Here is a 20,852-nt window from a genome sequence, read left to right as displayed (position 1 = left end):
TAGAGGAGATGAAGGAAGAAGTGAACGTACCGAGTAATCCCATAACGCTCATGGCGAAAGTATACCGTGATGTGTTTCCGGTTGTACACCATGAGCTAGCGATGTGGAAAGAGCGTGCCTACCATATTCCGAATGATGAGCTTCATAGTCAGGCAATCGCAAGTATTGAGCATAAAACGTTTCATTGCGAGGGCGGTGGCATTTTAGCCTTGTTAGCGAATGAGCACCGAGAGGAATGTATTCGTTTTATCGTAGCGTATCAAACGATTAGCGACTATTTAGATAATTTATGTGATCGCAGTACATCACTTGACCCAAATGATTTTGCCGCGCTGCATGAATCGATGTTAATGGCATTATCACCTGAAGTAGAAGGTGGCGGTAATTATTATCGTTACCGTGATGATCAAGATGATGGTGGTTATTTAGATGAACTTGTTGAAACGTGCCAAGATGTTTTAAAGAAAACGAAGCATTATGACAAAATCGCTCCTGTTCTTCATGAACTTGCTTGTTATTACTGTGATTTGCAAATTCATAAACACGTGAAGTTAGAAGAAAGGGAACCACGCTTACAAACATGGTTTGAAGCACATAAAGAAAACTTACCTGAGATGAGTTGGTTTGAATTTTCAGCATGTGCCGGTTCTACGCTTGGAATCTTCTGTCTTGTAGCATATGCATTCCATGATGAATTACATGATGAAGATATTGCGAAAATTAGACAAGGATATTTCCCTTACGTACAAGGACTTCACATTTTACTTGATTATTTCATCGATCAAGAAGAAGACCGCGCCGGCGGGGATTTGAATTTCTGTAGTTATTATGAAAACGAGCAAGCTATATTAGATCGCATGAAACATTTTGTAGAAGAAGCAGAGAAGAGCATTGGTGATTTGCCTCATGCGAAGTTTCATCGTCTCATAAGCCGAGGATTACTTGGCATTTATTTATCAGATCAAAAAGTATCAGCACAAAAGAATATGCACAAAATGGCACGGCGAATCGTAAAATACGGAGGTCTCACTTCACGATTCTTCTACTGGAACGGGAAGATGTACCGAAAGAAAATGGCGCAGTGATGAAGAAAACCACTCTTATAGAGTGGTTTTTGTTATAATATGGTAAAGGTAGTGGCGGAAATGAAGCGATTGTTTCAAAAGCTATATGACCATATTGAAGTAACATTACTCGTGCTACTTTCCATTTCATTTGTAACTGGAATGTATATGATGATGAATAAAGCCGGCGGTCCTACAACGATGGATTATGTAGCTCAAGTTATCATTGCATTGATTATTACCGTAGATATTGTCTTTTTAATAAGTGGTAGAAAAAAAGAAAATAGTAAATAAAAAGCATTTGTACACGGTAGTACAAATGCTTTTTTATTAAGATCGTATTTTTGAAAATACATATATAAGAAGTTCAATCGCGAAAATAACTAAAATAGACAGTCCAAATAAAGGCATGACAGCGCCTAGTATAACCATCATGATAAAGAAAACGAGTACGCTTTTCTTATCTCTTTGCTTTGGAGGTGCTGCTAATTTTCCTTTCGGCTTTCTTGCTAACCACATTTTTATTCCGTAATAAATGAGAAGTAATAAAGATAATGTCGTTAGTAAGCATACTATTTTATTTGGCCATCCGAATAAATGCCCTTCATGAAGCGGGATACCGTAAGTGAACCATTGTGCAAATAATCCATAATCACGATAGTCCGTTTTGGAAATGAGTTCTCCGCTATACTGATCAAAGTAAGCTGTTATTTCTTCATTCGGTGCGACATGCATACCTGTAATACCAGAACCGCTCGATTTTGAAACAGTGAATACACCTTTCGGATCAGTTGGTAGAGAGATAACATAAGGCTTCTTTATTTCAATTCCTTTTTGTAATTCATCGACAGAAAGTGCTTTTGGCTCATTTGAATTCGATTCAGGAGGAGCTTCCTTTCTTGTTGCCCACGGTAATTCTTTTACCTTTGATTCAGGTGGTGCCATATACAATTTTGGATATCCGATTGATTCATTTGACGATGCGATTTTATAAATTTGGTTTCCCATAAATCCTGACCATGGCAATCCAGATGCGACTAGCAGAACGAGAGGAATTGTAAATATAATACCGATAATAGAATGACGTCGTTTTGCTTTTTCTCGCTTATTGGATGATGGTGTGTTTTTGAATTGGCGTATACTCATATACAACCCAGTCACAATTAAAAAGATTGTCCAGCACGCTGCAAGTTCTACAATATAGTTGACGACAGTACCACCAACTAAAAGGGAACTATGTAATTCCCGCATTATATTAGCAAATGTTTCACTTGCGTTTTGATCTCCGACAATTTGATTATTGCTATCTAAATACACATATTTTTGTTGTCCAGTATATTCATTTGCAATGGTAAGTCGTGTATTATAATCCCCATTAAATTCACTAATTTTCGCCACACTGTAATGTGGATATTTTTTCTCTGTTAATAAAAGCGAATCAGCCATCGAAATAGATTCTGTTTGGGCGCTCTTCCCAAAATATAAATCTTTATAGATGAAATCTTCAACCTCTTCCCGAAATAAATACCCAATTCCGCTCAGTGACAACGTAATAAGAAGCGGCGTAATAAAGAGCCCAGCATAAAAATGCCAACGCCAAAAAATGTAATGAAGCGAACGATTTTGTTTCATACTTTCAGTTCCCCTAACCTTCCCTATATGAATAGATTACTCATTTAATATAGCGAGATTAAGTGTGGATATTTTGAAAGAATTGTGAAGAAAGTTAAAAATTTTATGCTTATGAAGACCTCTTTGTATTTGATACATACATTCTAACAACCGCTTCAGCAAGACATTGAGCAGAATCAACAAAATCCTCACTCGCTACCACATTCAAATCGGTACATGCGATAATAGCAGTATCTACTTCATCTCTCAATTGTAAAACGAGCGTACTCCATAATTTGCGGGCTTCTTCAATCTCTCCAGATTTAATCCAAGTAATAATTTGATTAATCATTTCTTGCCATTTTTCATGATGAATGTATTCTATATTACGCTTTGCAATGCCATCTTGGTAAATCCCTGCTTGAACAGTTGCTTCTGTTGCGAGAAGAGCGACTCTTTTTATATTTTCAGGAATTGTTTGTAACGTTTCATCGACTATATTCAAAATAGGAATGGAAAGAGAATGCTGTAATTCTTCAAAATAAAGATGTGCCGTATTACACGGCATAGCGATAAAGTTAACGCCAGTACTTTCAAGTTTTTGTGCTCCTTCAATAATCGCTTTTTTCATCGCTTCGTGATCAATAGGGTGATCCATATAAAACGGTGTTGGGCAAGAATAAATCATCATATGAGGAAAGTCCATATCATGCTTTGCTCCGTATATTGTTTGGCATTTTGCTACAACTGTATCAACGAATGGTCCAGTTGATTTTGGCCCCATTCCTGCTAGTATTCCGATCATTGTTTCATCTCCTTTAATATTGTATACATCCATTATATAGGAGAATAACAAACAGACGTGCAATGATTGCACGTCTGTTTGTTATGCTTTGTCGATAAGTCAATATGTTGTGTTGAATCGTCGATATATTATCGCTTCTCAATCGCCACGATAAATGGTGGGTTATTTTGCTGGTTAATGAAGCCGTATCGTAGTACATGAGCTTGTTTTTGGTCTAGCTCTTCTGCAAATTTGAGAACAGCGTCGCGTTCTACTTGGCCTTCTGGGTGTCCGTGGTAAATAACAAGGACGATGATACCTTCAGGTGCCATTACTTCTAATAATTGTTCAATCGCTGAGATTGTTGAGTTCGGTTTTGTAACGATATGTTTGTCTCCGCCAGGAAGGTAACCTAAGTTGAAAATGGCGCCTGTTACTTTTCCTTTTGCATCTTCTGGTAGTACAGATAAAAGCGTGTCGTGACTATCGTGAACTAAAACAGTACGTTCGAAAAGTTCTTTTTCTTTTAGGCGGACAGTAGAGCTTTCAATCGCCTCTTTTTGAATATCAAATCCAAATACTTTTCCGTTATCTCCAACGATTTCAGCTAGGAAGCAAGTGTCATGACCATTTCCAAGTGTTGCATCTACAGCGTAATCGCCTTCTTTTACTGCCGTTTGCAACAGTGAGCGAGCAAACGGTAATACACGTTCTAATTTCATTTTTGTTTCTCCTCATTTGCATATTTTCCTTGCCAGCTTCCGCGGCGTACAAATTCTGCATCGATGGAATTTAATACTTCCCATTTATTTAAGCTCCACATTGGACCGATCATTAAATCAGGTGGACCGTCACCTGTGATGCGGTGCACAATTACGTCTTCTGGAATAATTTCAAGTTGGTCAACAACGAGACTTACGTAATCCTCAAGAGAAAGGAACTCGAGTTGTCCTTTTTCATATTGCTTCACCATTGGCGTTCCTTTTAATAAATGAAGTAAATGAATTTTAATTCCTTGTACGTCAAGCTTCGCTACTTCACGAGCTGTTTCCATCATCATGTCGTAATCTTCAAGTGGAAGACCGTTAATAATATGAGAGCAAACTCGAATACCGTGCTTACGTAATTTATTTACACCTTCCACATAAGACGGATAATCGTGAGCGCGGTTAATCAGGTTTGCAGTTCGTTCATGAACAGTTTGTAATCCGAGTTCAACCCAAAGGTACGTGCGTTTATTTAAGTCCGCTAAATATTCAATGACATCGTCCGGTAAGCAATCTGGACGAGTTGCGATAGAAAGACCGACAACGTCTTTTTCTGCTAGAAGCGGTTCGAATTTTTCTTTTAGCACTTCAAGTGGTGCGTGTGTATTTGTGTAAGCTTGGAAATAAGCGATACATTTCCCGTCTTTCCACTTTGAGCGCATTTTTTCTTTCATTTCATGATATTGCGTTATAACATCATCGCGGCGATTGCCAGCGAAGTCACCAGATCCAGCGGCACTGCAAAATGTACAACCGCCATAAGCAACTGTACCGTCACGGTTCGGACAATCGAAGCCAGCATCTAATGAAACTTTAAAGATTTTTTCACCAAATTCATTTCGTAAATGGTAATTCCATGTGTGATAACGTTTATTGTCGTTTGTATATGGAAAAGGGTTTTGAACCTTCATTATTTTCCCTCCTAAGCCGAGTCAAAATGAAACAAAATACATTATAACATACTCATAAGGTTCAGATGGAAGGGACACACTAAAGGGGAATTGAAGCAAGGAGGGACAATTATGGCAGAGCGTCAATCACTTGAATCGTATATTACACAAGCGGAACAAGCGGTGGAATATGCGAAAGAACAATTAAATCTTGGCATGAGACAAGAGCATTACAATACGATGGAGTATTCAGATGCGCAGTTACAATTAGAACAAGCATATAACGATTTACAAACAATGCAACAACATGCAAATGATGAGCAACGTGAGCAGTTAAATAGAGCACGTATGGCAATTCGCCAATTGCAACATCAAATGATTATTACACCGCACTAATAAGGAGTGAATGTAATGGCGAAACGTTCAGATCAAAATAACCCAGAGCAAAAAACGCAAAACGGACATAACGCTGAGTTTTCGAATGAGCTTGATCCAGTTGTTCAAGTGAAACAGCGTAACAGTAAAAAGGGACAACCTCAAAGATCGAAGCAATCAGAGTAGACCAGGTCGCAATATGACCTGGTTTTATTTTGTTATATTACAATAATGTAAGATTCCTGTAAGGTTTGTCGATAGTTGTGAGCCGCTTTCTCCGATAGAGTAGGGAAGGATTAAATTTTAGACAAGGAGTTGCTTTATGGGGAACACTATTACAAACAAACGAATTGATGAGTTAGATTACATTCGTGGCTTCGCATTACTGGGGATTATTTTAGTAAATATTCTTGCACTACTTAACATTAAAATTCCAGATCCTAATACAGTGGATGCTAGCTATCAAAGGTTTTTATACTTATTTGTAGAAGGTCGTTTCTTCTCAATCTTCTCATTCTTATTTGGAGTAGGATTTTATATCTTTATCTCTAGAGCGATTGCAAAGGGTAAAAATGGGTATGTTTTATTTTTACGCCGCATAGTGGCATTATTTATTTTTGGCTATATCCATCAAATGTTTCAACCTGGAGAGGCATTAGCGTTATATGCAATTTGCGGATTGATCGTTTTACCGTTTTATAAAGCGAAAAAAGAAGTGAACCTAGTACTAGGGCTTATTTTGACAATTACTTTCAGTGTAATGGGAGCTAAAGAATTTTTACCGCTAGGTCTAATTTTATTAGGGCTTGCTGCAGGACAGTATAAAGTGTTTGAAAATCTTTCAGCGAAAATAAAGCAAGTCGCTATTTTTACAGGTATTATGTTTGTTTTAAGTGTCATAGCTGTATGGTATCAATATGGGCACGTTCCTGCTAATCCATTTGTGAACATGATACTTATGAATGAGGATGGGACAATGGATGCCGCAAGTCAGTTTTTAAAAATTGGCGTTACAGTTGGACCAATCATTTCAGCTTTCTATGTTGGAGCATTAATTTTATTACTTCAATTAAAACCAGTTCAAACAGTATTAGCGCCACTGAAATATTACGGTCGTATGGCGTTAACAAATTATATCGGACAAACTGTAATGATATTAATCGCAGGAAGTGTATTTAATTTTGCAGGGAATTTAACTTACATGCAGACGTTATACGTATGTATTGCAATTTATGTAATCCAAATTATTTTTAGCGTAATTTGGATGAAAATCTTTAAAATGGGTCCACTAGAATGGATTTGGCGTGTTATTACGTATTGGACGGTAACACCTTTAAAGAAATAAAGAGAGAAGTGGGCTGTTCCTTTTGTGGAGCAGCCTATTTTTATTGTCATTCTTTGTCGGCAAATCGATATTCCTTGTCGAATCGCCGATATATTTGGAGTTGTGGTCGATATAATTTGAAAATCGCCGATATATTTGGAGTTGTGGTCGATATATTTGAAAAATCGCCGATAAAAATTTCATTTACCAATGAACATTACACACTCATCCTTTTGACATTACAAAACTGTAAGGTAAATGTAATGTTAACAAATAGCAGTTCATCTCCAAAAGGCGCAAAATAGGTAATGGAAAAACAAGCGTAGGAGGATATATATGACGAAACCAGTTGTAGACGTAAAAAACGTTCAAAAAGTGTACGGTAAAAAAGGTGAGAATCAATCACATGCGTTAAAAGGTGTATCATTCTCAATTCAAGAGGGTGAGTTTGTTGGAATTATGGGACCATCTGGTTCTGGTAAAACGACACTATTAAATGTAATTTCAACGCTTGATAAAGCGACAGGCGGCGTTGTTGAGATTGCGGGTACGGATATTACAAAAATGAAGCAAGGTGAGCTTTCAGATTTCCGCTCACAAAAGTTAGGATTCATCTTCCAAGACTTTAACTTATTAGAGAACTTATCTATTTACGAAAACATTGCACTTCCACTATCTCTTCAAGGTGTTTCGTCACGAAATATTGGACCGAAAGTAGAAAAAGTAGCAGATATGTTAGGCATTTCGGCAATTCTTCAAAAATATCCATCTGAAGTATCTGGTGGACAGAAACAGCGTTCAGCAGCAGCGCGTGCGTTAGTGCATGAGCCAGCAATTATTTTAGGAGACGAGCCAACAGGAGCTCTTGATTCTAAAAATGCAACGAGTTTACTTGATGCGATGACAAACTTAAACAAAGATCAAGGTGTGTCTATTATGATGGTCACGCATGATCCGTACAGTGCAAGTTACTGTCAGCGTATTTTATTCATTCAAGATGGTGAGCTATATAAAGAAATTCACCGCGGTGGTACACGTGAAGAATTTTATAAAGAAATTTTAGACGTACTTGCAGATTTAGGTACACAAAAAGCGTAAGAAAGGAGGTCTAGGATATGTTATTCAAACTTTCCATGTCAGGACTAAAAAGTAAGCTGAAAGATTATATCGTCTTACTTGTCGGTCTTGTCATGTCTATCTCAATTTTTTATATGTTTCAAACGTTAGCGCTGAATAAAGCGTTTATCGAATCTAACTCAGTTATTCAATCAATTGGATTTGTATTCCAAGCAGGTTCATTTTTATTAGCTATCATAACGTTCTTCTATATTTTATATGCGAACTCTTTCTTATTATCTCTTCGTCAAAAAGAGTTTGGTATGTATATGATGTTAGGAGCAAAAAAGCATAAAGTTACATTACTTATGTTTATTGAGACAATTGTATTAGGTGCTGCATCTCTTGTGATTGGACTTGCAGTTGGTGTAGGACTTGCAGAAGGTATCGGACAGTTATTAATGAAGCAACTTGAATTTGCTGGAGAAGGCTATAAAGCATTTTATCTTCCGTCTATGACTGTTACTTGCATCTTCTTCTTTGCACTATTTGTACTATCAGCAATTATGAATAGTATTAAATTATCTCGCATTTCTGTACTGCAACTTGTACATGCAGATGCACAAACAGAGCGTGTTACAGTAAAAGGAAAAATGACAGGTGTAGTTGCTTTCCTTGCTGTTATTTTATTAGGAATTGGCTATGCATCAATGGTTTACATGGAAAAACTAAGAGAAATGGGAATCCTTATTGCATTAATTACAACAACAGCTGGTACTTATATGCTATTTGGATCACTTCTTCCAGTCTTTATTAAAAAGTTAAAAAGTAATAAAAAACGAAGCGAAAAAGGGCTTAATGCCTTTACATTTGCACAATTAAACTTCCGTATTAATAGCCTAACAAAGGTGCTTGCGACAGTAGCGATGTTAGTTGCTCTTGGAGCGGGTGCAATTTCAGGTGGTATGGCATTTAAAAATAACGTTATAAAAATGGCTGACGGTTTAGTAACATATGATTCAGTAGTTCATAATCTTACAGCTGAAGAAAAGAAAATTTTAGATGGTATTACATTTAAAGAAAAAAATGAATATCGTTACAAAGTCGATGATAAATACGTTTACTATGTAAAAGAGGATTTAGAGAAAAATCGTCCTTTAATAAAAGATATGTCAAATATGAAGTCGATGAAGGATTTAGTGAATACAAAGAAAGTTTCAGCGGATCTGCCAGTAGGTGCAGTTTCTCGAGAAATGAATGAAAAAGATGCGAACGCTAAAGCACTTCCAGAAGAATGGGATGAGGCTTTCCGAACAATCCAGCCATTCTACGTATATGAAGATCATGCAATTAAAATTGTAGATCAAAAACTATATGATACTGTAAATGGTAAAGAAGGAATCGTATTTACTGGAAAAACAGATGATTTTGAAGCGCACACAAAAGAATGGAAAAAACTTGACGAGTTGCAGCTAGTTAAATATAAAAATGTAAAAGCTGAAAGATTAGATAGTAAATATCAAACTTACGACATGTTATACGGCGTTGCGAGCGGAACAGTGTTTATGGGCTTCTTCCTTGGAATTGCTTTCTTAGCGATGATGGCAAGCTGTCTTATGTTTAAAATTCTTTCTGGTGCATCAAAAGATATTACACGTTATCAAATGCTTCGTAAAATTGGTGTACGCCGTGAATTATTAACAAAATCTATTTATAAAGAGTTATTCTTAGTATTCTTATTCCCGGGGATTGTGGGTATTGCTCACGTATTAGTTGGTATGAATATTTTCGGGTTTATTTTAATCGATCCGTACTTCCGTATTTGGTTACCGATTGTTATTTTCGTAATCATTTACTCGATTTATTACTTCATTACAGTTCAATTGTATAAGGGAATTGTTCTTCCGAAAGAAGATTAATTTAAAAGCCGAGCGAAACTGCTCGGTTTTTATTATTTTTACCCATATTTGTATAGAAGTAAGTTTCCGCATTGAAAATGATTATAATCAATAGGCATACCGCGTGAAAATAATGGAGAATACATGGAAATTCAGTAACGTGATAAGGTAAAATGGACAACATGATGAGAAAATTACCGTTCATAAGATGAGGAGAATACGTGCATGGAAGTTGTAGAGGCGTTAAAAGATATAAGCCAAATTGAGGCTATGAAAAAATATTTGAAAGAGCATTCGCAGCGAGATTATCTTTTATTCGTTATTGGGATTAATACGGGATTAAAAATTACAGAACTGCTGAGCATGAAATTTGAAGATGTATTACATGAAGATGGAACTGTTAAAGAGTTTTATTCTCTTCCTGTGAAAGATGAAAAGTTTAAACAAGATATTTACTTAAATGCAAAAGTAAAAGAAGCGCTTATAGAGTATGTACAATCTTTTGATATGAAAAGAGAAAACTACGTATTTCAATCTAATAAAACGACAAATGCAATTACGCGCCAACAAGCGTATCGTGTGATTCACAGTGCTGCGGAAGCTGTTGGAATCCCTGGAAAAATTGGAACGAACTCAATGAGAAAAACATTTGGATTTCACGCGTACAAAAGAGGTGTAGCGATTGCGTTATTGCAAAAACATTTTCATCACGCGACACCTTCAGAGACGTTGAAGTATTTGGGGATCTCAAAAGATGAAGAGTTTAAAACAGAGATTGATGTAGATTTATAAAAGCCGTAACTAAAAACTTTAGGAGGCGGAAAATATGAATATTAGAGAAAGTGAACTTCCGGGCATTGGTTGTAAGTTTGAAGTAATTACAAAAGGTAATGAAAAAATGGTTATCGTTATTCATGATGATGGAAGAAGAGAAATGTATCATTTTGACGCGGATCATGATGAGAGTATTTCAAGCATTTCTCTTCGCGATTCTGAAGCGAGACAAATTTATTCCGTTTCTCATTATACTCGGTATGCTAGTAGGGCCCCATGCCCCAGATTTAGGGCTTATCGATTTAAGATTTATTGAAAGCGGAGAAGTTATTTCCTTCCTTGGCCGTATCACGCGGAGAATTCTCTATTTATTTATATATTGTTACTGATGTCGTTTTTTGTCGGTAAGTCGATATATTTTAATAATCGCTGATATATTTTGAGTTGCGGTCGATATATTTCAAAAATCGCTGATATATTTCAAGCGGCAATCAATGTAATTTCATTTACCAACATCTATTATCTGAATTTCATCAACTATTAATCAGTTGCCTTCCCATTTAAAAACGACTACAATTTTACTGTTATAGATGAACGAAAAAAATAGAATAGGAGGGGAGACTATGCCAAGGAAAGTATGGCTATTAGTAGCTGGGATGATTATTAATGTCACGGGTGCTTCTTTTTTATGGCCTTTTAATACAATTTATTTGCATGATCACCTAGGAAAATCTTTATCTGTGGCCGGAATGGTATTAATGATCAACTCGCTTACTGGTGTAATCGGAAACTTGCTCGGCGGTGTTTTATTTGATAAATGGGGCGGTTATAAATCAACTTTAGTAGGGATTGTTATTACACTCGTATCAATTTTAGGTCTCGTGTTCTTCCATGGTTGGCCTTTATACGTTGTGTGGCTAGCGTTAATCGGATTCGGTTCTGGAATGGTCTTCCCATCGATGTATGCGATGGTTGGTACGGTTTGGCCAGAGGGCGGAAGACGAGCATTTAATGCGATGTATGTTGGACAAAACGTTGGTATTGCGATCGGAACAGCGTGTGGTGGATTAGTTGCATCGTATCGTTTTGATTATATTTTCTTAGCGAACTTTATTTTATACTTTGTTTTCTTCTTGATTGCTTTTATTGGATTCCGTGGTATGGAAGACAAAAAAGAGCCAGGAGCGCAAAAAGAAGCTGAAACGGAAAAAGGCTGGTCACTTACACCAGGATTCAAAGCACTTCTTATTGTGTGTGTAGCATATGCTTTATGCTGGGTTACATATGTACAGTGGCAAGGGGCGATTGCGACACATATGCAGGAGTTAAATATTAGCCTTCGTCACTATAGTTTATTATGGACGATAAATGGAGCGATGATTGTTTGTGCGCAGCCATTAGTTAGTATGCTCATTCGCTGGATGAAGCGTTCTTTAAAACAACAAATTATGATTGGAATCATTATTTTTGCGGCGTCATTCGTTGTGTTAAGTCAAGCGCAGCAATTTACGATGTTCCTCGTTGCAATGGTAACATTAACGATTGGTGAATTATTTGTTTGGCCAGCAGTTCCGACCATTGCCAATATACTTGCGCCAAAAGATAAGTTAGGTTTTTATCAAGGGGTCGTAAATAGCGCGGCGACTGTAGGGAAAATGTTCGGCCCGGTCGTTGGTGGAGCAATTGTTGATTTATACAATATGGAAGTATTGTTTATAGCAATCATGGTAATGCTTGTAGTAGCGCTTATTGCAACGAGCATTTATGATAAACGAGTTAAAGTAGAAGAAACAGTTGAAGAAAAAATTGCAGTTTAGTTTGACGGAACATGTAACATGTTTTAGAATATATTTAAATAAAACAACCTTTGGAACAAGGGAGATAGCTCGGCTGTCCTAAGACGAATTCGTTAGTTATTAAGAGTAACGATTAACCGAGAAGCCCTGCTTCAAGTAAGCTCTTAAGAGATACGAGGCGGAGGGTAGTTCCCATTAACTCATATTTGTAATAACAGTGAGAAGGAGTAGTAGTAATAGAAGCTGGTTTAGAGAGTTGACGGTCGGTGCAAGTCAATCCACGTTTCGTTATGAACTCGCCTTTGAGTTGCAGTTGTGAAACTAGTAGTAGCAATTGCCGTTAATCCACGTTACGGATCTAAGCGAATGTATTTTTTACATTAATTTAGGGTGGTACCGCGGGAATCTATAACCTCTCGTCCCTTTCCAGGGATGAGAGGTTTTTTGTATTTTGGGCGGTGAAAATAAATAGAATTTCAAGGAGGGTATCTCATGAGCTTTAATCATCAAGAAATTGAGAAAAAGTGGCAAGGGTATTGGGAAGAGAATAAAACATTCCGTACGCCAGATGAGACAGAAAAACCAAAATTTTATGCACTAGATATGTTCCCATATCCATCAGGTGCAGGTTTACACGTAGGACATCCAGAAGGTTATACAGCGACAGATATTTTATCTCGTATGAAGCGTATGCAAGGATATAACGTTCTTCATCCAATGGGATGGGATGCATTCGGTCTTCCAGCAGAGCAATACGCACTGGATACTGGGAACAGCCCAGCAGAATTTACAGAGCACAATATTAATACATTCCGTAATCAAATTAAATCATTAGGTTTCTCTTACGATTGGGACCGTGAAGTAAATACAACAGATCCAAACTACTACAAGTGGACACAATGGATCTTCCTAAAACTATTTGAAAAAGGCTTAGCTTACGTTGATGAAGTACCTGTAAACTGGTGCCCAGCACTTGGTACAGTACTTGCAAACGAAGAAATCATTGACGGTAAAAGTGAGCGCGGTGGACATCCAGTTGAGCGTCGTCCGATGAGACAGTGGATGTTAAAAATTACAGCTTACGGAGATCGTCTATTAGAAGATCTAGATGAGCTTGATTGGCCAGAAAGCTTAAAAGATATGCAACGTAACTGGATCGGTCGTTCTGAAGGTGCAGAAGTACACTTCAACATCGACGGTACAGATGAGAAGTTCACAGTTTTCACAACGCGCCCTGATACACTATTTGGTGCAAGCTACTGTGTACTTGCTCCAGAGCATGCGCTTGTTGCAGACATTACAACAGCAGAACAAAAAGAAGCTGTAGAAGCTTACATTAACGCTGTAAAAATGAAGAGTGACCTAGAGCGTACAGAACTTGCAAAAGAGAAAACTGGTGTATTTACTGGTGCTTACGCAGTTAACCCGGTAAACGGTGAGAAATTACCAATTTGGATCGCTGACTATGTTCTTGCAACTTACGGAACGGGTGCTGTAATGGCGGTTCCAGCTCACGATGAGCGTGACTATGAATTCGCATCAACATTCAATCTTCCAATGAAGGAAGTTGTAAAAGGCGGAGACATTACGAAAGAAGCATACACAGGTGATGGTGCTCACGTAAACTCAGCATTCCTTGATGGATTAAATAAAGAAGAAGCAATCGTAAAAATGATTGAATGGCTTGAAGTAACGAGCGCAGGAAATCAAAAAGTAACGTACCGTCTACGTGATTGGCTATTTAGCCGTCAACGTTACTGGGGTGAGCCAATTCCAGTAATCCATTGGGAAGATGGCACAATGACAGCTGTGAAAGAAGAAGAATTACCACTAGTTCTTCCGAAAACAGAAAACATCCGTCCTTCAGGTACAGGTGAATCACCACTAGCTAACATTGACGAGTGGGTAAATGTTGTAGATCCTGAAACTGGTAAAAAAGGTCGTCGTGAAACGAACACAATGCCACAATGGGCTGGTAGCTGTTGGTACTACCTACGTTACATCGATCCAAATAACAGCGAAGCACTTGTAGATCCTGAAAAAGTAAAACAATGGCTTCCAGTTGATATTTATATCGGTGGTGCAGAACACGCTGTACTTCACTTACTATACGCTCGTTTCTGGCATAAAGTATTATATGATATCGGTGTAGTTCCAACGAAAGAGCCGTTCCAACAATTATTCAACCAAGGTATGATTCTAGGTGAAAACAACGAGAAAATGAGTAAATCAAAAGGTAACGTTGTAAACCCTGATGATATCGTAGCAAGCCACGGTGCAGATACACTTCGTCTATACGAAATGTTCATGGGACCGTTAGATGCTTCAATCGCTTGGTCTGAAAATGGTCTTGACGGAGCTCGTCGTTTCCTAGACCGCGTATGGCGCCTATTCGTTCAAGATAACGGTGAATTAAGTGAGAAAATTACTGATGCACCAAATAAAGAGCTTGAAAAAGCGTACCACCAAACAGTGAAGAAAGTAACAGAAGACTATGCAGAGCTTCGCTTCAACACAGCGATTTCTCAAATGATGGTATTCATCAACGATGCATACAAAGCTGAAACACTTCCGAAAGAATATGTAGAAGGTTTCGTGAAAATGATTGCACCAGTAGCGCCTCACATCGGGGAAGAACTATGGAGCAAACTTGGATACAATGAAACAATCACATATGCAAGCTGGCCAACATTTGATGAGTCTAAACTTGTAGAAGATGAAGTTGAAATCGTTGTTCAAGTTATGGGTAAAGTTCGCGCAAAACTAACAATGAGTAAAGACGCATCAAAAGAAGAAATGGAACAACTTGCACTTGAAGCAATTCAAGACCAAATTGAAGGGAAAACAGTTCGTAAAGTAATTGTAGTTCCTGGAAAACTTGTTAACGTTGTTGCAAACTAATGAATGAAAAGCTCAGAGCCTTTACGCTCTGAGCTTTTTTATTATGAATGAAGAAAAAGATGTGAAATTCCCACAAAGACAAACACCTATTCTTCTATAAGAAATATGATAAAAAAGGTAGGCTAAATTGAGAAGAAGAGGTGAAAGGAATGAAAGGGATGGACAATAATGCACCACATGGCTTCTTCGGAGGTGGATCGGATAGTTATGGACAAATGATGTTCATGGGAGGAGATGGACATCACGGGTATGGTGGAATGCCAAGTTGGATGGGAGGAACAGCTGGAGGATTTCCGTCGTCGGTAGCTGGAGTACAAACAGGATTTCCGTCGTCAGTAGCGGGAGTACAAACAGGATTCCCAACATCAGTAGCTGGAGCACAAACAGGAATTCCAACATTAGTAGGAGGCGCACAAGGGGGCGTTCCTGTAGGTATGCCGACTATGTTTCCACCTTTCGTTGGAGGCGTACAGACAGGATTTCCTGTACCTGGAATCGGTGTTGTAGCTGGTGGTGTCGGCGGTTTCCCTCAAGGTGTTCACGGTCATCATCATCACGGTCACCATCATCACGGTCATCATCATCACGGTCACCATCACCAAGGTCATCATCATCACGGTCATCATCACCAAGGTCATCACCACCAACAACAAGTACATCATCACGGCCATCACCAGCTTCATCCGCAGGCGGTTTTGTATCAAACACACCAAGGTCAACACCATCATCAAGGTCAACACCATCACCAAGGCCAGCAACACCACCAAGGCCAGCAACACCACCAAGGTCAGCAACACCATCAAGGCCAGCAACACCACCAAGGCCAGCAACACCATCAAGGTCAACAACAATATCAGCAACAACAGCAGCCATGGGCTAGTGGAATGGGTGCCGGAACAGCAGCTGGGGCGGCGGCTGCAACAGCAGGAGCAGCGGGGCATGCTGGACATGTGGGACATTAATGAATTACATGAAAAATTCTCTTGTGCGCAAGGGGATTTTTTATTTTGAGGGAAAATATATTTATATTTTGGAATGTGATATGGAGTAGTAAAATATGAAGTTCATGATTTGTGAATAAGAGTATAAAAAAACTGCTAAGAATATTCCTAGCAGTTCCTCTTGTATTATTTACTAGCGTTTGCCAATACTTCTTGACGTTGGCGTTCGATTTCAGCACGAAGTTGTGGTTCTGGTGCTTGCCATCCTTCAGGTTTTAGAATTTTGCCGTCGCCTTCACGGAAGCGAGGTTTCCCATCAGGGAATAGTTTTGCCATGTTAGCGTTGTTTACAATTTCAAATCCTTTATCTGGACGTACGCCCATTTCTGCAAACGTTCCGAATGCAAAGTAAATAAGGTCAATAAGTGCATCATATTGGTCTTCAACAGTTGTTGCTTCTAGAAATTCTTCTAGTTCTTCTTGCATAAAGCTAGCACGAATTTTTGCGCGCTCATCTGTTAATTTTGTTGGGGTATTTGTCACAGGATGCCCGAATACTTCATGCATTTTCGCAACAAGTTCGTACCCTTTATCTAAACCTTTTTCGTTTGTCATGTTGTTTCATCCTTTCTCGTTTTGTGCCGAATTTCATTGTAACATAAGGTGATTATGAAATGAAAAGAACATCTTATAGAAATAAGATGTTCGCTAGTTATTCTTCTTTTTTTATTAACATGGATAGAATAAGATCGATGCCAAACATACCAACGAGTAGCATTGGTATAACGACGAGTAAATAACGTGTGAAGGAAACATTTTTTAAGTATGTATGAGCAAATAAAAAGACGCTGAGAAATAAAATACCATTTAAAATAGGCTTTATTAATTTTTTTGACATAAGCTCCCCCGTAAATATCTTCTCTCTCTATTTGGTAATAAAAAACTCCTCTCTCCGTTGTATCATGCTGGAGAGAGGAGTTCAATCATTTCTCATTCAATTACACCAGAATTTGTAATATTCATAGTGTATTTTAAGTTTATTGGTACATCTTTGTACATCCGTCGCCACTCTTCTAATTTGAATGGACGATAATGCTGTTTATATTTTGCTCCTAGCCCAAGAGGGTCGACACCTAAAGATTTAAACTGTTTAATTAGTTTGTTACCTTGTGTATCCAATTGTTTTTGGATGGATTTTTCAATATTGCTTGTGTTTTTTTCGTTTTCTAAGTTAATTTGTTTCGATAATTCTTGAATACGGGCATCAAGGTGAACGTGAATGAAAAAAGAAGGTTTCCCGTTTTTAATTTTTATATCGTAAGTTGGAACGGAGCGAATATTATTAACCACTACGTAACCAGAATCAGCTTTAAATTCATGCGAATCTAATTTATGTTTCTCTAACAGTCCTTTAAATAGGAACATATCTTTTTCAGCGATTTTACCGACATATTTATCCTTTTTAAAAAGACCAATTCCGATGATTTTTATTTTATCGGCATGTTTTTTTAGAATCGGAATGTAGTAATCTTGGCCTTCTTGATAATAACGGAATGCTCCTAAATGCAGGTTATCCTTTGGTAAAGGGCCGGTTTCCATGTTATGTTCTAGCAATTTTTTTATATAGATTGCAACGTTGGATGCTGTTGTATATTTCCCTTTTAAAAGTTCAGTACCACTTCCCTCTAATAAAGAAACATATAAAGCGTTTCCTATATTTACATCTCGAATTAATGTGTCAAATGAAGTAGACATTCCTTTTTTAGCAAGTTTTGTAGTAAATAGAGCAACCCGCATTTGTCCGCTAGCAAATGGTTGAGAAGACTCTAAAGATGTATTTGCTTTTACTTGTTTTACCGCATTTGCTGTTCCTTCAAAAATTTGAACCTTATTTCCTTTTTGCTGAATAGGGCAAACAAACGTCACTTTTACTTTATTATCTTTTGCTACATCAAAAACAGTTCCTTGAATAAGCTGTACATCATCGACAATATTTTTTTGTAAACATCCAGTTAAACTGAAGAGTGTTATACAAGAAATAAGTATTAATTTGCTTTTGATTTTTTCCATTTTCTTTTCACCCACACAATAATAAATAGGATAGGGATGTATACATAGATAAGCCCAAAACTAACTTCCGCTGAATAGCTAATAAAGTTATTAATAGCATGTCTGTTTGATAACAATTGTGAAACAATGAGGGTGATAAGCAATAAGGCAAGTAGTACACCTCTTTGTTTTACACGAAATATTTCATGGATTCCCCTTGTTGCTGCCCATAACGGAAGGATAAAACTCGTAATAATAACGAGTGCATAAGCTGAAATCGCAATATATTCTAGCCTTTCTATGAATGGTAATTGAATTACTTGAGTCATGGAAAGTTGTGACCATATCGTTTTTAACAATTGCTTCTCACTAAAAAACACAAAGGCTAAAAGGGTACTAAATAAAAATAAGAGGTTTGAAAATAGTGCCCCGTATTGAGCAAATTTATGAGATTGTTTAGGGTTTTTTACAAATGGATATACCATGAGATAGACCTCAAACCCTGTCATACTATAAACTGCAAGATGGGCAGCTTGTAAAATATCTGAAAAAGAATGTGTGAACACAGGTAGTAGATTATCCCAATGTGAGTATTTCAAAACGAAAAGGCTAAGAAATAAATATCCTAATGTACCGCCAACTGAAATGACGCAAATACCAGTAATGACACGAAATCCAGAAGAAATAATGTAGTAGCTAACTAAGCATAAAAAGAGAGTTAACATCCAAGTTGAAGCGGTAGGAAACATCCATACTTGAATAATTTCAACGTATGTTCGAATGACTGAAATACTGACGGCGAAAAAATAAGCCATAAAGATGAGGCTAATGCCGTTTCCTAGCCATTTTCCAAATGTTTGTCGATGTAAATCAACTAAGTTTCCGTTTGTTTCTTTTAATAAAAAGTACATCATCCATATAAGAATATGGACACAAACTCCTATAATTAGAACTCCCATCCAGCCGTCATATCCAGCGGCTTTTGCAATAATGCGAGCGAATCCGAGAACTCCGGCACCAAACTGTGCACTGTGAATTAAGAAGAAAACAAAGATAGGAGATATTTGATATTTTTCTTGAACTTTACTCATCAATGCACCTCATTTCTTAATCGTCAAAATCGGATCTATGTTTTGTTGAAATCCCTTTTGCAGATTTTTTTACATGTTGTGGCCTTGCTTGTATATCTCTTGTATCAATCATTGTTAATGGAAAACGAATCCAAGAGTCTTTAACAGATTGTTGTCTTGTCGGATAAAACAACGCGTACGGTTTACGTAAAGAAGTAAGTCTAAATAAATGGGTAAATAAAAAGATGAATCCAAGAGAAATCCCGAGAAGTCCTCCTATTTCTGCAAATATGAGAAATGGGAAACGGAGTAACCGAACCGCGTTACCCATTTTATAAATAGGTGTAATAAAGGATGCAAGTGCTGATAAGGCAACGATAATTAATAAAATATTACTCGTTAAACCAGCTTGTACAGATGCTTGTCCGATTACGATACCGCCTACAATACCAAGTGTTTGACCAACTTTCATCGGTAATCTCGCACCAGCTTCTCTTAATAAATCAATGGCAAGTTCTAAGAATAGCGCTTCAATTAAAGGTGGAAACGGTACTTGTGCCCTTGATAAAATTAACGTTTCTAATAAATCACTAGGAATTAATTCATAGTGATAGTTTAAAGTGGCAACATATAATGGTGTCGCGCAAATTGAGAATAAAACAGCGATTAGACGTAAAATTCTTGAAAATGTAGCGTATAACCAAGAGACGTTATAGTCTTCTGGTGAAATGAAAAAATCGAAATATGATACAGGTGTTAGTAAAACACTTGGAGAACCATCAACAAAAATAGCAATTTTCCCATCAATAAGTGCTTTTGTAACTCTATCAGTGCGTTCTGTATTGATATAGAGAGGGAAAATCGACTTTTCCCCCATTAATTCTTGTATATAAGCACTATCATTAATTTGATCATACTCAAGAGCGCGTAATGATTCCTCGAGAAAATCTACATTCTCTTTTTCAGCGAGGTTGTCTAAATACATCATGACAACTTTTGTTTTTGAAAATTCGCCGATAATCATCTCTTTTGTTTGTAAATCTAAAACGGGAAGGCGTTTTCGAACTAAATTAATATTTGTATCAACATCCTCTACGAATCCCTCTTGAGGACCGATAACAGTTGATTCATTTAATGGAGGAGTTGGTGCACGATAATTATCAATCGCAATATTCGCGAGCATACACTTTTGATCTTGCTGATTTAATTGAATAATTGCATGACCTTTTAAAACCATGTCCTCAATCTTTTGTAAATCGTTTGTAATTGTAATGCCGCTCATTGGAATATGTTCTTTCAGCTCTTCTAGTGAAGCATTAGGTCGTTCCAAAAGGATAGGCATTAAATACTTTTGCAATTTCTCACCATCAAGTGAAGGACGATAATAAGAAATCCAATAAGGCATCGTTTCATCGTCAGATGTATGGTAATTAACAAAATCGCTAGACCTTTTTAGTTTCTCTATTAAATCTTGGAGCGAATGAATATGGTCTGTTTCTGGTTTTGTAAAATCATAAATACTATTACTTTCAGAGCTTTGTTGTTTATTTTG

Annotated in this window: 20 protein-coding genes, 2 pseudogenes and 1 other annotated feature; of the genes and pseudogenes, 13 read left to right on the top strand and 9 right to left on the bottom strand. The window is 37.3% G+C overall.

The features are described 5' to 3' along the window. The first annotated feature begins 20 nt into the window (after positions 1 to 20). Complete coding sequence (locus tag COE49_RS01170; protein ID WP_140417465.1) at positions 21 to 1,085, top strand: tetraprenyl-beta-curcumene synthase family protein; 1,065 nt, start codon at positions 21 to 23, stop codon at positions 1,083 to 1,085. Positions 1,086 to 1,124: 39 nt separating this feature from the next. Further along, positions 1,125 to 1,358: a hypothetical protein gene (locus tag COE49_RS01165; RefSeq protein WP_140417464.1), complete on the top strand. Its 234-nt coding sequence runs from the start codon at positions 1,125 to 1,127 to the stop codon at positions 1,356 to 1,358. Positions 1,359 to 1,394: 36 nt separating this feature from the next. Here the strand turns inward: COE49_RS01165 and COE49_RS01160 are convergent, their stop codons facing one another. From COE49_RS01160 to mnmL, 4 genes are all read right to left on the bottom strand, one after another. Then, positions 1,395 to 2,696, bottom strand: coding sequence for a PepSY-associated TM helix domain-containing protein (locus tag COE49_RS01160; RefSeq protein ID WP_098356926.1), 1,302 nt, complete (start codon positions 2,694 to 2,696; stop codon positions 1,395 to 1,397). 109 nt (positions 2,697 to 2,805) lie between these two features. Further along, positions 2,806 to 3,480 carry an aspartate/glutamate racemase family protein gene (locus COE49_RS01155; protein WP_098945658.1) on the bottom strand — a complete coding sequence of 225 codons (675 nt, stop codon included), beginning with the start codon at positions 3,478 to 3,480 and terminating at the stop codon, positions 2,806 to 2,808. 128 nt (positions 3,481 to 3,608) lie between these two features. Next, a complete protein-coding gene (mnmM, locus tag COE49_RS01150) occupies positions 3,609 to 4,181 on the bottom strand; it encodes a tRNA 5-(aminomethyl)-2-thiouridylate-methyltransferase MnmM (protein ID WP_088232293.1) in 573 nt (190 codons plus the stop codon). Then, positions 4,178 to 5,137 (bottom strand): tRNA modification radical SAM protein MnmL/YtqA, encoded by a 960-nt coding sequence (gene mnmL / locus COE49_RS01145; RefSeq protein WP_098252752.1) that lies wholly within the window; start codon positions 5,135 to 5,137, stop codon positions 4,178 to 4,180. The genes mnmM and mnmL overlap by 4 nt, the downstream gene beginning before the upstream one ends. Positions 5,138 to 5,248: 111 nt before the next feature. On the opposite strand from mnmL, the gene COE49_RS01140 reads away from it, so the two are divergent. The 11 genes and pseudogenes from COE49_RS01140 (at position 5,249) to COE49_RS01085 (ending at position 16,202) form a co-directional block, all read left to right on the top strand. Then, positions 5,249 to 5,512, top strand: coding sequence for a YtzC family protein (locus COE49_RS01140; RefSeq protein WP_000840873.1), 264 nt, complete (start codon positions 5,249 to 5,251; stop codon positions 5,510 to 5,512). A gap of 15 nt (positions 5,513 to 5,527) precedes the next feature. Continuing rightward, positions 5,528 to 5,677, top strand: a complete 150-nt coding sequence (locus COE49_RS01135; protein ID WP_001129345.1) for a hypothetical protein — start codon at positions 5,528 to 5,530, stop codon at positions 5,675 to 5,677. A 136-nt stretch (positions 5,678 to 5,813) separates the two neighbouring features. Beyond that, the gene (locus COE49_RS01130; protein WP_088232291.1) at positions 5,814 to 6,836 is read left to right on the top strand and encodes a DUF418 domain-containing protein; all 1,023 of its coding nucleotides are present in this window, start codon (positions 5,814 to 5,816) and stop codon (positions 6,834 to 6,836) included. 315 nt (positions 6,837 to 7,151) lie between these two features. Further along, the gene (locus tag COE49_RS01120; protein ID WP_000165846.1) at positions 7,152 to 7,913 is read left to right on the top strand and encodes an ABC transporter ATP-binding protein; all 762 of its coding nucleotides are present in this window, start codon (positions 7,152 to 7,154) and stop codon (positions 7,911 to 7,913) included. A 17-nt stretch (positions 7,914 to 7,930) separates the two neighbouring features. Continuing rightward, a complete protein-coding gene (locus tag COE49_RS01115) occupies positions 7,931 to 9,790 on the top strand; it encodes an FtsX-like permease family protein (RefSeq protein WP_088232289.1) in 1,860 nt (619 codons plus the stop codon). 204 nt (positions 9,791 to 9,994) lie between these two features. Continuing rightward, a complete protein-coding gene (locus COE49_RS01110) occupies positions 9,995 to 10,561 on the top strand; it encodes a tyrosine-type recombinase/integrase (RefSeq protein ID WP_088232288.1) in 567 nt (188 codons plus the stop codon). Positions 10,562 to 10,595: 34 nt separating this feature from the next. Beyond that, positions 10,596 to 10,787 (top strand): annotated as a pseudogene (locus tag COE49_RS27885) (cation:proton antiporter regulatory subunit); the annotation flags it as partial. Continuing rightward, positions 10,726 to 10,923 (top strand): annotated as a pseudogene (locus tag COE49_RS01100) (cation/H(+) antiporter); the annotation flags it as partial. The pseudogenes COE49_RS27885 and COE49_RS01100, both read left to right, overlap by 62 nt. Positions 10,924 to 11,166: 243 nt before the next feature. Continuing rightward, on the top strand, positions 11,167 to 12,360 hold the full coding sequence (locus tag COE49_RS01095) for an MDR family MFS transporter (protein WP_098945657.1): 1,194 nt from the start codon (positions 11,167 to 11,169) through the stop codon (positions 12,358 to 12,360). Positions 12,361 to 12,547: 187 nt separating this feature from the next. Then, positions 12,548 to 12,766, top strand: a binding site (T-box leader). A 65-nt stretch (positions 12,767 to 12,831) separates the two neighbouring features. After that, on the top strand, positions 12,832 to 15,240 hold the full coding sequence (gene leuS, locus COE49_RS01090; RefSeq protein ID WP_098945656.1) for a leucine--tRNA ligase: 2,409 nt from the start codon (positions 12,832 to 12,834) through the stop codon (positions 15,238 to 15,240). Positions 15,241 to 15,389: 149 nt separating this feature from the next. Continuing rightward, entirely contained in the window at positions 15,390 to 16,202 is an 813-nt protein-coding gene (locus tag COE49_RS01085; protein WP_098945655.1) for a VrrB protein, read from the top strand. Positions 16,203 to 16,367: 165 nt separating this feature from the next. On the opposite strand, the gene COE49_RS01080 is transcribed toward COE49_RS01085, so the two are convergent. The 5 genes from COE49_RS01080 to COE49_RS01060 form a co-directional block, all read right to left on the bottom strand. Next, the gene (locus tag COE49_RS01080; protein ID WP_088232285.1) at positions 16,368 to 16,796 is read right to left on the bottom strand and encodes a pyrophosphohydrolase domain-containing protein; all 429 of its coding nucleotides are present in this window, start codon (positions 16,794 to 16,796) and stop codon (positions 16,368 to 16,370) included. Between the two features lie 97 nt (positions 16,797 to 16,893). Continuing rightward, the gene (locus COE49_RS01075; RefSeq protein WP_098252749.1) at positions 16,894 to 17,079 is read right to left on the bottom strand and encodes a hypothetical protein; all 186 of its coding nucleotides are present in this window, start codon (positions 17,077 to 17,079) and stop codon (positions 16,894 to 16,896) included. A 92-nt stretch (positions 17,080 to 17,171) separates the two neighbouring features. Beyond that, positions 17,172 to 18,251, bottom strand: coding sequence for a Ger(x)C family spore germination protein (locus COE49_RS01070; RefSeq protein WP_098945654.1), 1,080 nt, complete (start codon positions 18,249 to 18,251; stop codon positions 17,172 to 17,174). Next, positions 18,227 to 19,321, bottom strand: a complete 1,095-nt coding sequence (locus COE49_RS01065) for a spore germination protein (protein ID WP_088232282.1) — start codon at positions 19,319 to 19,321, stop codon at positions 18,227 to 18,229. The genes COE49_RS01070 and COE49_RS01065 overlap by 25 nt, the downstream gene beginning before the upstream one ends. Positions 19,322 to 19,337: 16 nt before the next feature. Beyond that, positions 19,338 to 20,852: spore germination protein (locus COE49_RS01060; RefSeq protein ID WP_098357691.1), on the bottom strand; the 1,515-nt coding region annotated here is incomplete at its 5' end.

The organism is Bacillus sp. AFS029637 (genome assembly GCF_002584985.1).
In the GTDB taxonomy this organism is placed as follows: Bacteria; Bacillota; Bacilli; order Bacillales; family Bacillaceae_G; genus Bacillus_A.
This window is presented reverse-complemented; position numbering and strand designations above follow the sequence as displayed.